Raw genomic sequence first — 13718 nt, 5'->3', positions numbered from 1 at the left:
GTCACGGCGTCTTGAGGATACCTGCCTCATCCCACCACAGGACCTCGCCATGACCCGCCCTGCCTACCTTGACCGCTTCATCCGCTCCTCCCTGGACATCCAGCTGCTGCGCTGGAGCCTGATCCTGATTTTCTTCGGCTTTGGCTATGCCAAGTGGTTCGATTACGAAGCCCAGGCCCTGATCCCGCTGATCGACAACAGCCCGTTGCTGTCCTGGCTGCACCTGGCCTTCGGCATCCACGGCGCCAGCTATGCGCTGGGCGTGGCGGAATGGGCGATTGGCGCGGCGTTGCTGGCCGGCATCTGGCAACCACGGCTGGCGGTGATCGGCGCCCTGGGCTCGGTGCTCACCTACGCCACCACCCTGACCCTGATCGTTACCACTCCGGGCGGCTGGGAGAACAGTGCTGGCGGGTTCCCCGCCATGGGCGGGGCGACGTCCTTCCTGATCAAGGACGCCGTGCTGCTGGCCGCTTCAGTCGCCTTGCTCAAGCACGACCTGCAGCGCAACAGCCCCACCCCGGCCTGAAGCCCTACAGCGCTTCCAGTTCAGCCATCAGGTCACTGAGACGGTCGACCTTGTCATCGCTCAGCTCACTGGCCTTCAGGCTCTGGACATAGGTTGCCAGCTCCTCGACCGTGCTGCACTCGAACATCGCCCGCAGCGGCACGTTCAGTTGCAGCACCTTTTGCACCCGCGAGGCGATCTGGGTGGCCAGCAGCGAATGCCCGCCCAACTCGAAGAAGTTGTCGCGCACCCCGACCCGCTCGGCCTTGAGCACCTCGGCCCAGATCCCGGCCAGGGTGCTCTCCAGTTCGCTGCGCGGCGCCAGGTAGGCCTGGCTGTGCTGGGCGCCGATGTCGATGGCCGGCAAGGCCTTGCGGTCGAGCTTGCCGTTGGCATTGAGCGGCAGTTGCTGGAGCCAGGCCCAGTGCAGCGGCACCATGTACTCCGGCAACTCGGCACGCAGGCGCTGCTTGACTTGCTCCAGCAGCACGCTGGTATCGACACCCGCAGTGCTGGCCACCAGATAGCCGACCAGGTGCTTGCCATTGACCCCGTCCTGCACGCCGACCGCCGCATCGCGAATCGCGCTTTGCTCATGCAGGCGCGCTTCGATCTCGCCCAGCTCGATGCGGTAGCCGCGGATCTTCACCTGATGGTCGATACGGCCGACGTATTCGAGCACGCCGTCAGGCCGCCGGCGCGCCAGGTCGCCGCTGCGATACAGGCGCTCGCCCGGTGCGCCGAACGGGTGCGGGATGAAGGCTTGCGCAGTGCGCAGCGGGTCGCCGACATAGCCCCGGCCGACGCCGGTACCGGCCACACACAACTCACCGACGGCGCCCAGCGGCACCAGTTGCTGATCGTCGCCAATCAGGTACAGGCGGTTGTTGTCGGTCGGCGTACCGATCGGCAGGTAGCTGCCACGGGTCGAGGCAGCATCGACGCGGAAGAACGCCACGTCATCGGAACACTCGGCCGGGCCATAGGCATTGACCAGGCCGATGTGCGGGTAGCGCTGCAGCCACTGCCAAGCCAGCTCCGGCGGCATCGCCTCACCGGTCGGCAGCATCCAGCGCAAGCCATCGAGCTGTTGCTGCTCGCAGGCGAGCATGCCCTGGATCAGCGACGGCACGCTTTCCAGTACGGTAATGCCGGTAGCCTGCACGTGTTCCAGCAACCCTTGCGGGTCGTGGGCAATGGCGTTCGGCACGATGGCTACCTGGGCCCCGAACAGCGGTGCGGCGAGGAACTGCCAGACCGAGATATCGAAACTTTGCGAGGCGGTCTGGGCAATCACATCCTGCTCGTCCAGTTGCAGGTACGGCACCTTGCTCAACTGGTTGTTGAGCATGCCGCGCTGCTCGACCATCACCCCCTTGGGCAGGCCGGTGGAGCCTGAGGTATAGATCACATAGGCAAGGTTGTCCGGCCCGCTGTAGATACCTGGATTAGCATCCGGCCCGACGACTGCCTGGACCTGCTCCCAGACCAGCAACTTCGGCCGCCCGGCACAGCTGAGCTCATCAAGCAGAGCACGGCCCTGCTCGGCACAGGCTGCGCTGCACACCAGCACCGGGGTACGACTGAGTTCGATGATCCGCTGCAGGCGTGCACCCGGCAGGCCAGGGTCCAGCGGCAGGTAACCGGCGCCGGCCTTGAAGCTGCCGACGATCATGCCCAGCAGCGGCAGGTCGCGTTCAGCCAGCAGCGCCACTGGCTGATCGATTGCCACGCCGGCGGCCACCAGCGCATGGCCCAGGCGGTTGGCCTGGCGGTTGAGCTCGAGGTAACTCAGCGAGTGTTCCAGGCAGCGCGCAGCAGTGCGTTGTGGATGCGCGGCAACCCGCGCCTCAAACAGTTCGACGTAGCTTTGCTCAAGGCTGTAGGCCTGCTCGCTGCGGTTGCAGTCGTCGAGCAAGAAGCTGCGCTCGGCTTCACCGAGTAATGGCAACTCGCTGACCTCGCCCTGGAAGCCGTCGGCCAGGGCCAGCAGCAGGCGCTTGAATTCGGCCAGCAAGCGCTCGACCGTGGCAGTGTCGAAGTAGCGCTGGTCGAACGACAAATGCAGGCCCAGGTCATCGCCCGGGTAGCAGACCGCGGTCAACGGGAAGTTGGTGTGGGTGCGCCCGGAATCGGAACTGGCGTTGAGGCTTTGTGCGCGATCGAGTACGGCAACCTCCACCGGCGCGTTCTCGAACACGAACAGGCTGTCAAACAGCGGCTGGCCCTTGGGCAGTTCGCTGCATTCCTGGATGCTCACCAGCGGCAGGTACTCGTACTCGCGCAGTTCCATGTTGCGTTCCAGCAGGCCTTGCAGCCACTGGCGCACGCTGCAGCGCTCGCCCGCGGCCGGCAGTTTTACCCGCAGGGCGATACTGTTGATGAACAGCCCGACCGTACGCTGCATCTGCGGCATGCTCACCGGCCGGCCCGCCACGGTGACGCCGAAAACCACGTCGCGCTCGCCGCTGTAGCGGCTCAGCACCAGCGCCCAGGCGGCTTGGGCAAAGGTGTTGATGGTCAGCTGATGAGCCTGGGCCAGCTCGCGCAAGCGGGCGCCATCGGTGGCATCGAGGCGCGTGTAGCAATCGCCGACTACCATTCCGGCATTTTCCACCGCATGGTCACGCAGCAATGGCCGGTCGCTGGGCACCGCGGTGCTGCGCTCGAAACCTTCGAGGTTGTTGCGCCACCACTGGCGCGCCTCGTCCAGGTTCTGGTGCTGCAGCCAGCTGATGTAGTCGCGGTAGCGCGGCGGCACCGGCAGTTGCGCCTGACGGCCCTCGCCCAGGGCCAGGTAGATCTCGAAGAAGTCATTCATCAACAGCGAACGGCACCAGGCATCGATGAGGATGTGGTGGTTGCTCATCATGAACCAGTAGCGGTCCTCGCCCACCCGCACCAGGCGCAGGTGGAACGGCGCCTGCTGAAGCAGGTCGAAACCGGCCTCGCGCTCGTGCTTGTGCAATGCCTGCAGGCGCGCTTCCTGTTCAGCTTCAGGGATACCCGACCAGTCTTGATAGTCGACCGCCGTCGCCCCCGGTTTGTGAATGATCTGTAGCATGGCCTCGCCGGCGTTCCAGCAGAACGAGGCGCGCAAGGCTTCGTGACGGCCAACCACCGCTTGCCAGGCCTGGGCAAAGCGCTGCGGGTCCAGCGCGCTGTTGATCCGGTAGCGGTCCTGCATGTAGTAGATGCCGGTGCCCGGCTCCAGCAGAGTATGCAGCAGCAGGCCCTCCTGCATCGGCGTCAGCGGATAGACGTCGTCGATTTGTGCAGCGGCGACCGGCAAGGCATCGATCTGCTCCTGGCTCAATTGCGCCAGCGGGAAGTCCGATGGCGTGAAGCTGCCAGTGCCCGGCGCCAGGCAATGCTCGATCAGGGCAATCAGTTCGAGCCGGTAGGCTTCGACCAGGGTTTCGATGGTTTCCTGGTCATAGCGCTCACGGCTGAAGGTCCAGCGCAACTGCAACTCTCCACCGTACACCTGGCCATCGACGCTCAGCCAGTTGGGCAGCGGCGCCTCCAGCGCATGGGCAAGCCCGACGCTTTCATCCACCGGCTGGTACAGCGCGCCGGCCTGGAACTGCTGGTCGAACTGGCCCAGGTAATTGAAGGTGATCCGCGCCTGGGGCAACGCGGCCATGGCTTCGCGCACCGGCGCATCGGCCAGGTAGCGCAGCACACCGTAGCCCAGGCCCTTGTGCGGCACCGTGCGCAATTGCTCCTTGATGGCCTTGATCGAAGCGCCCTGCCCAGCCGCCTCTTCGACGTTATGCGGGCTCAGGCTCAGCGGATAGGCACTGGTGAACCAGCCGACGCTGCGGGTCAGGTCCATGTCTTCGAACAGGTTCTCCCGACCATGGCCTTCCAGTTGCACCAACACCGAGCTGTCGCCGCTCCAGCGGCACAGCACGCGAGCCAGGGCGGTCAGCAGCAGGTCGTTGACCTGGGTGTGATAAGCAGCGGGCGCTTCCTGCAGCAATTGCCGGGTATGGGTCGCGTCCAACTGTACGCTGAGGGTCTGCGCCTGCTGGTGCAGGTTCGCCCCCTGCGGGTGATCGCAGGGCAGTTCGCGGCTGGCGCGGCTCAGTTGCGCTTGCCACCAGCTTTGCTCGTCACGCAGCGAGTCGCTGCCGGCATAAGCCAGCAGGCGCGCCGCCCAGTCGCTCATGGCGCGGGTCTTGGCCGCCAGCGGCTGACCGCGGTACAGCGCTTGCAGGTCTTCCAGCAACACCCGCCACGACACACCATCGACCACCAGATGATGGATCGCCAGCAACAGCCGCTGGCGGCCCTCGCCGTCTTCGACCAGCAAGGCGCGCAGCAGCGGCCCGTCTGCCAGGTCGAGGCTGCGCTGGACATCGCTGTACAGCGCCTGGCAGTCGCCCAGGTCGGCTACCGAGGCCTGCCAGAGCAACTCGCGCTGGTCGGCCTGGGCGTACTCGCCGTGCCACTGGCCGCCTGCCTGGGTGAAGCGCAGGCGCAAGGCATCATGCTGCTGCAGCAACTGCTGCAAGGCCTGCTCCAGGGGCTTGCCGTGCACACGCTCGGCGGGTGCCAGCAATACCGCCTGGTTCCAGTGCTGAGGGTGCGGCACATCGCTGTCGAAGAACCAGTGCTGGATCGGCGTCAACGCCGCGCGGCCGCTCAGCGGGCCCTGATCGATCTGGCTGGTTTCGCTGCGGCTGACCACGGTCGCCAGGGTCTGGATGGTCTGGTGCTGGAACAGATCGCGCGGGGTGAAATGCAGCCCGGCCTGACGCCCACGGCTGACCACCTGGATCGACAGGATCGAGTCACCGCCCAGTTCGAAGAAGTTGTCCTGCAGGCCAACCTGCTGAACGTTCAGTACCTCGCGCCAGATCGTCGCCAGTTGCTGTTCCAGCTCGCTGCGCGGCGCTTCATATCGTTGGCGGCCCTGCTCCAGGTCCGGCGCCGGCAAGGCGCGGCGGTCGAGCTTGCCATTGCCCATCAGCGGCAGCTGTTCAAGCAGTACCAGGTGAGTCGGCACCATATAGTCCGGCAGCTGCAGGCGCAGCTGCGCCTTCAGTGCATCACGCAGCGCGGCCTGTTCGGTGGCATCCGCCAGGGCCTGGTCGCAGACAAGATAACCCGCCAGTTGTTTGCCCCCGGGCATGTCCAGGGCCAGCACCACAGCCTCGCGCACCGCCGGGTGTTCAAGCAGGCGGGTTTCGATCTCACCCAGCTCGATACGAAAGCCGCGAATCTTCACCTGATGGTCGATTCGACCGACATACTCCACCAGCCCGTCAGCACCCTGGCGCACCAGGTCGCCGGTGCGGTACAGGCGCCCGCCATTGGCGCTGAACGGATCGGCAACAAAACGCTCGGCGCTCAAGCCCGGGCGCTCGTGGTAACCCTGGGCCAGGCCTGCGCCACCGACGTACAGCTCGCCAATGCCGCCTTGCGGCAACAGGGCCAGGTCGGCATCGAGGATGTACGCGGTGCGCGCACCGACCACGCTGCCGATCGGCACGCTAGCGGCGCCGGCTTCCAGTTGCGCGGGGGCCAGGCACGCCAGGGGCATGACCACGGTTTCGGTCGGGCCATAGGCGTTGAAAAACTGCTGCGGGGTAAAGGCCTGGCGAATGCGCTGCAGGTGCTCGCCGGTCAGCGCTTCACCGCCGGTGATCACCAGGCGCACCGGCAGCGCTTCGTTGCGGCTGGCCAGCCATTGCGCCAGCTGGCTGCCGTAACTTGGGGTAAAGCCAAGGATCGATACCTGCTGCTCGCGGATCAGCGTGCAGATTTCTTCCGCGCCCCACTGCCCCTGGGCACGCAGCACTACCCGCGCGCCACAGAGCAGCGGCACCAGCAGGCGCTCACTGGCCGCGTCGAAATTGATCGAGTAAAAATGCAGCTCACAGTCGTCGCTGCGCATGCCGAAGCGCTCGATCACCGCCTGGCAGTGCATGGCGATTTCACCGTGGCTGACCACCACGCCTTTGGGCTTGCCGGTGGAGCCGGAGGTGTAGATCAGGTAGGCCTGATGGGCCGGCAGGGTCAGCGACGGCAAGGCTTCGCGGCTATACGCGGCAAGGCCGTCACGGTCGTCTTCCAGGCACCAGCGGCCGACCTTGGCCGGCAACTCGCCGAGGGCTTCGAACAGTACCCGCTGGCCCAGCAACAGGGCGATGCCGCTGTCCTCGATCATGTAGTGCAGGCGCTCCAGCGGGTACTCAGGGTCGAGCGGCACATAGGCGCCGCCGGCCTTGAGGATTGCCAGCAAGCCCACCACCAGTTCCAGCGAACGCTCCAGGGCCAGGCCGACACGCACCTGCGGGCCGACGCCGCGCTCGCGCAGCACCCGGGCCAACTGGTTAGCGCGAGCATCGAGCTCGGCATAGCTCAGGTGCTGACCAGCAAAGGTCAGGGCCAGGGCCTCGGGCTGGCGCGCAGCTTGTTCGCTGAACAGCTGCTCAAGGGTCTGATTCAGCGCCAGGCTGTTGTCACCCTTGAGCGAGTCGCACAACGCCTGTTGCTCGACCGCCGCCAGCAACGGCAACTCGCCCAGGCGCTGCTCGGGATCACCCAGCAGCGCCACCAGCAGGTTCTGCCAGTGGCCGGCCATTTGTGCGATGCGTGGTTCGTCGAACAGGTCGCGGCTGTAAGTCAGGCAGCAACCCAGGCGGCGGTCGAGGTCGGTGACTTCCAGGTTGAGGTCGAACTTGGTCGCACGGGCGTCGTTGACCAGGTACTCGACCTGCATGCCGGCAAGCTCGCGGCTTTGCTGGAACTCCCAGCGCTGGACGTTGCACATCACCTGGAACAGCGGGTTGTAGGCACTGCTGCGGGGCGGCTGCAGGGCCTCGACCAATTGATCGAAAGGCAGGTCCTGATGGGACTGGCCATCGATCACGGTCTGGCGTACCTGCTCGATCAGCTCGCTAACGCGCATCTGCCCGTCGAGCTGGCAACGCAGCACCTGGGTGTTGAGGAAGGCGCCGATCAGGCCTTCGCTTTCCGGACGAATGCGGTTGGCCACCGGCGCGCCGATGCGCAGGTCGCGCTGGCCGCTGTAGCGGTACAGCAGCGCCGCCAGGGTGGCGGTCATGGTCATGAACAGGGTCAGACCGCGCTCGGCATTGAAGGCACGCACCCGCGCCGCCAGCTCCGGGCTCAGGTCGAAACGATAGAGCTCGCCACGGTGGCTTTGCACCGCCGGACGCGGGCGGTCGGCAGGCAGTTCCAGCACCGGGTGCTCATCGCCCAGCTTGGCCTGCCAGTAGTCGAGCTGGCGCTGACGCTCGCCGCTCTCCAGCCACTGGCGCTGCCATACGCTGTAGTCCAGGTACTGCACCGGCAAGGGCTGCAGCGGCGATTCGCGCTCGTCGACAAAGGCCTCGTACAGCTCGCCCAGCTCCCGGGCAAAGATGTCCATGGCCCAGCCTTCGGTGACGATGTGGTGCAACGTCAGGACGAAATAATGCTCACGCTCGCCGGCCTTGACCAGGCAGGCGCGCAGCAGCGGCCCGCGCTCCAGGTCAAACGGCTGGTGCGCCTGCTCATCGGCAAAGGCCTGCAGGCGTTGCTGGCGGTCCACCACGCCATAACTGGAAAAATCCAGCCAGCTCATCTGCAGGTTGCTGTCTTCGGCCACGCACTGGTACGGCACGCCGTCGATGCTCGGGAAGGTGGTGCGCAGGGTTTCGTGGCGCACGATCAGTGCCTGCAACGCCTGCTCGAAGCGGCTGACATCCAGCACCCCGCTCAGGCGCGCCATGCCGCCGACGTTATAGGCCGGGCTGTCGGGTTCCATCTGCCAGAGGAACCACATACGCTGTTGGGAGTAGGACAGCGGCACCGCCTGGCGACGGTCGATGCGCTGGATTTCGCCCTGCAGGTTGCGCGCGCCACTGTGCTGGATCGCCTCAACCGCAGCGGCAAAGGCCCCCAGTTCGCTGGCCTCGAACAGCGTGCGCAGCGGCAACTCGACGTTGCAGGCCTGGCGGGTACGGGAAATGATCTGGGTGGCCAGCAACGAGTGGCCACCGAGGGCGAAGAAGTCATCCTGCAGGCCAACCCGCGGGATGCCCAGCACCTCGCGCCAGATCGCGGCGATCTGCTGCTGCAGGGCACAGCCCGGCTCGATGTGTTCACGCGATTGCCATTGCGGCTCGGGCAAGGCCTTGCGCTCGATCTTGCCGCTCGGGCCCAGCGGCATCTGCGCCAGGTGAACCAGTTGCGCCGGGACCATATAGGCAGGCAATTGCTCGGCCAGGGCGGCCAGCATCTGCCCGCTCGCGTCGATACCGCTGTAGTAGCCGACCAGTTGCGGGCCGGCGGGGGTGTCGCGAATCATCACCAGCGCCTGCTCGACGCCGGGCTGCTTAAGCAGGCAAGCCTCGACCTCTTCGGGCTCGACCCGAAAACCGCGCAGCTTGACCTGCTGATCAAGGCGGCCCAGGTACTCCAGCGCCCCCAGGTCAGCCAGCCAGCGCGCCCGGTCACCACTGCGGTACAGGCGCTGGCCGTCGCCATCGGGCTGCGGCACGAAACGTTCGGCGGTCAGTCCCGCGCGTCCCAGGTAACCCCGGGCCAGACCGACGCCGCCCAGGTACAGTTCACCCGGCACGCCGGGCGAGGTAAGTTCGAGTTCATCGTCGAGCACCCTACACAGTACGTTAGCCAGCGGCCGGCCGATCGGCGAACGCGTACCGTCGGCAGCGCTGCACGGCCAGTGGGTAACGTTGATGGCGGTTTCGGTCGGGCCGTAACGGTTGTGCAGGGCCACCTGCGGCAATACCTGCAGCACCCGCTCACGCAGGCTGGCCGACAGCGCCTCACCGCCAGAGAACAACCGGCGCAGGCTGCTGCACTGTGCCGCCAACGGCTCCTGGACAAACACCTGGAGCAAGGCCGGGACGAAGTGCAAGGTGGTCACGCCATGCTCGCGCACCAGCTCGGCGATACGCTGCGGGTCACGGTGCTCGCCGGGGCCGGCCAGCACCAGTTGGCAACCGTTGACCAGCGGCCAGAAGCATTCCCACACCGACACGTCGAAGCTGATCGGCGCCTTCTGCATCAGCACGTCGCTGTCATTGAGTTGATAGCTGTCCTGCATCCACTGCAGGCGCTCGGCAAGTGCCGCGTGGGTATTGCCGACGCCCTTGGGCTGGCCGGTGGAGCCGGAGGTGTAGATCACATAGGCAAGGTTGTCGCCGTGCAGGTGCAGGCCCGGTGGCTGGCACGGCCAGCTGTCGAGCTTGAGGCGGTCCATGGCGATGGCGCTGACATCTGCGGGCAGGCTCAGGCGCTCGAGCACGTCGCTGTGGCTCAGCAGCAGGCTGGCACCACTGTCGGCGAGCATGTAGGCCAGGCGTTCTGCAGGGTAATCGACATCCAGCGGCACATAGGCCCCCCCGGCCTTGAGGATGGCCAGCAGGCCGATCAGCAGTTGCGGCGAACGCTCGGCGGCGATAGCCACGCACACATCCGGGCCAACGCCCTTGTCGCGCAGGTAATGGGCCAGGCGGTTGGCCTGCTGATGCAAGCTGGCGTAATCGAGGCTGCCGCCTTGCCACACCAGGGCGGTGCGTTCCGGAGTCTGGCGGGCTTGTTCGTTGAGCTGCTCAACTAACCACTGTTGTGCCGGTGCCGCCGGCGCCTGGCCCCAGGCGAGCAATTGCGCACGGCCATCGGCGTCCAGCAGTTGCAGCGCACCGATGGCGACCTGCGGTTGCGCGCAGACTTGCTCCAGCAAGCCGACCAGTTGGGCGCTGATGCGCGCCACGGTCGCGGCATCGAACAGCTCGTCGGCATAGTCGAACGACAGGCTCAGGCGGCCCTGATGGTCTTCTTCACTGTGCAGTTGCAGGTCGAACTTGGCCTCGCGGCTGTGCCACGGCAGCTCATCGGCCAGCAGCCCGGGAAGCCGACGCAGGGCGCTGAGGTCACGCTGCTGGTGGTTGAACATGACCTGGAACAGGCCCTGCTCGCGCGCTTGCGGGAAGGCTTCGAGCAGTTGCTCGAACGGCAGGTCCTGATGCGCCTGGGCCTCCAGGCTGCGCTCGCGCACCTGGGCCAACAGCTGGTTGAACGGCAGGCGTGAGTCAAGCTCGGCGCGCAGCACCTGGGTGTTGATGAAAAAGCCCACCAGGCCCTGGGTTTCCAGGCGCGGGCGGTTGGCGTTGGGCACCCCGACACGGATGTCGGTCTGCCCGCTGTAGCGGTGCAGCAGGCTCTGAAAGCCGGCCAGCAACACCATGAACAGCGTTGCGTCATGATCACGGGCCAGGCTGCGCAAGGCTTCGGCCAGGGTCGGCTGCAGGCGCACGCTCAGGCGCGCGGCGGCGTTGCTTTGGCGATTGGCGCGCGGGTGGTCGGTGGCCAGGTCCAGCACCGCGTGCTGCTCACCAAGCCGTTCCTTCCAGTACGCCAGTTGCCGGGCACTTTCACCCTCGGCAAGCCACTGGCGCTGCCAACTGCCGTAGTCGGCGTAGCCCAGGCTCAAGGCCGGCAGCCGGGCCTGCTGGCCCTGGCAATGGGCGGCGTACAGGCGCGAGAACTCATCAATGAGGATATTCATCGACCAACCATCGGCGATGATGTGGTGCAGGGTCACCCACAGCTGATGGTCTTCGCTGTCCAGCCGCACCAGGGTCACGCGCAGCAGCGGGCCCTGTTGCAGGTTGAAGGGCTGCATGGCTTCGGCTTCGCGCTGCGCCAATACGTCCTGGCTGCTGGCGGCAGACAGGTCCAGGCGCTGCAGGTTGAACACCTGGCTCGGCAGGATGCGCTGCAAGGCCTGGCCGTCTTCCTCGGCAAACACCGTGCGCAAGGCTTCGTGCCGCGCGACCAGGGCCTGGAAGCTGGCCTGCAGCGCCGCTTCGTCCAGCTCGCCGCGCAGGCGCAGAGCGCCGGGAATGTTGTACGCCGCACTGTGCGGCTGCAGTTGCCAGGTCAGCCACAGGCGGTTTTGTGCCAGCGACTGCGGCAGCGCCTGGGCGCGGTCGAGACGGCTGATGGCGCCACGGGCGACACCGCCATCGTGTTGCAACGCCGCCACTGCCGCGCTGAAGTCAGCCAGGGTCGGCGCCTCGAACAGCACCCGCACACCCAGCTCAATGCCCAACTCATCGGCCAGGCGCGCGCACACCTGGGTGGCGGCGATGGAGTTGCCGCCAAGCAGGAAGAAGTGATCGTCAGCGGCTATCTGCTCAAGGCCCAGCAATTGGCCCCACAGGCGGGCAACCCGGGCTTGCATACTGGTCGCCGCAACCGCCTGATCAGCCACCGCTGCTGCTTGCGGGTCGGGGAAACGCGCGTAGCAATCGAGACTGCCATCGTCCATGCGCAAGCGGCAGGCCGAGCGCTGCAGCTTGCCGCTGGAGGTCTTCGGCAAGGCGCCAGGGTTGAGCAGCAGGACCACCGCCGGCGCCTGCTGGCAGGCATCGGCGATCACCTGGCGCAGGGTCTTGATCAGGCTCGCAGGGGTGATGATTTTCTGTACGTTGCGGCTGACCTCGACGGCCACGCCGATGCCCTCCTCGCCGCAGTCATCGACCGCGAACACCGCCACCCGGCCTTTGCGCAGCACCTCGACTTCACGCTCCAGGGTCTTTTCCAGGTCCTGCGGGTAGAGGTTGTGGCCGCGTACGATCAGCAAGTCCTTGAGCCGACCGGTGACGAACAGCTCGCCATCGCGCAAGAAGCCCAGGTCACCGGTGCGCAACCAGGTCCGCCCGCCCTGCTCGACAAAGGTGCGCGCCGAGGCTTCGGGGTTGCGCCAGTAGCCCTTGGCGATGCTCGGGCCAGTGGCCCAGATTTCACCGACCTGGTTGTCGGCCAGCGGTGCCAGCGCGTGTGGCTCGACGATCTGCACCGTATGCAGCGGCTGGCTGCGCCCGCAACTCATCTGCACCGTGCCCCGGCCCGCTTCGGCGCTGTTGCGCGCCAGCGCCTGGCGATCAAGCTCCAGTGCGCCAATACCTTGGCCGCGGGTGCTGCCGCTGACGAACAAGGTGGCTTCGGCCAGGCCGTAGCTGGCAAAAAAATTCTCCGGCACAAAGCCGCAAGCGGCGAACTTGTCGGCGAAGGCCTGCAGGCTGTCCTGGCGGATCGGCTCGGAGCCGGAATAGGCCACCCGCCATTTACTCAGGTCGAGGCTGGCCATTGCCGCGGCGCTGACCCGTTCGCTGCACAAGCGATAGGCAAAGTCCGGCCCGCCGCTGATGGTGCCGCCATGGTCGCTGATCGCCTGCAGCCAGCGCTGCGGCCGGGCAAGAAAATACGCCGGGGCCATCAATACGCAGGGCACGCCACTGAAGATCGGTTGCAGCAGGCCTCCGATCAGGCCCATGTCGTGGTACAGCGGCAGCCAGCTGACGATCACGTCATCAGGGTTCACATCGATGCCGAAGCCCTCGCGGATCAGCACTTCGTTGGCTACCAGGTTGCCATGGCTGACCTGCACGCCCTTGGGCAATGCGGTGGAGCCGGAGGTGTACTGCAAAAAGGCTATGTCGTCGCCCTGCAGGGGCGGCGCCTGCCAGCCTGCGGCCAGTTCAGCGGCAAGGCTGTCGACTGCCAGCAGTTGTGGCGCGCCGGGCCCGGCCAACACTTCGAGAGCCTGCAGGCTGTCGTGCAGGGCGCTGGTGGTCAGCAGCAGGCGCGGCTCGGCATCGTCGATGATCGACAGCAGGCGCTCCTGGTGGTGACGGCGCGATGACTCTGGCGGATAGGCCGGTACGGCGATCACCCCGGCATACAGGCAAGCAAAGAACGCTGCGACGTAATCCGGGCCACTGGGGAACAGCAGGATGGCGCGGTCCCCCACCTCGGTACGTGCCTGCAAAGCCGCGGCGATGGTCCGCGCCCGCTGATCGAGGTCGTGATAGGAAAGCACGGCTTGATCACGCGGGTCTTCGGCCAGAAAGCGCAAGGCAACCCGGTCGGGTGTGCGCGCAGCACGTTGAACCAGCGCCTGGACCAGCGTAACCGGGAGTTCGAAGGCGTCCGTCATGAGGGGTTCCTGCCAGAGTCTGTACGTGAAATCAGGTCTCGGCCAGCGCAGGGCGGGCACACTGGCACCGCGTTGCGCCTTGCCGGAGCCGAGGATGTACAGAGAGGAACGGATGGCCGGAGGAAATAATTAAGACGTGCGCAGCCGGTCGGGCCGGGTGAAAAAATCTGGAGTTTGAAGCCGGTCACAAAGTAAAAGCTTAGAACCAAAAAGCATAGAGAC

The 13718-nt window shown here is 66.1% G+C and carries 2 protein-coding genes; one reads left to right on the top strand and one right to left on the bottom strand.

What is annotated here, in order from left to right; translation table 11 throughout:
* Positions 1–49 precede the first annotated feature (49 nt).
* On the top strand, positions 50–529 hold the full coding sequence (locus tag ACZ9A3_RS05245) for a YkgB family protein (protein ID WP_045200489.1): 480 nt from the start codon (positions 50–52) through the stop codon (positions 527–529).
* Positions 530–533: 4 nt separating this feature from the next.
* Here ACZ9A3_RS05245 and ACZ9A3_RS05240 read toward each other — a convergent pair whose 3' ends face one another.
* Complete coding sequence (locus ACZ9A3_RS05240; protein WP_476252201.1) at positions 534–13496, bottom strand: non-ribosomal peptide synthetase; 12963 nt, start codon at positions 13494–13496, stop codon at positions 534–536.
* Positions 13497–13718 lie beyond the last annotated feature (222 nt).

The sequence above is a fragment of the Pseudomonas sp. TE4620 genome (assembly GCF_056279045.1).
The sequence above is the reverse complement of the archived record's forward strand: the minus strand, read 5'-3'. Positions and strand labels throughout refer to the sequence as shown.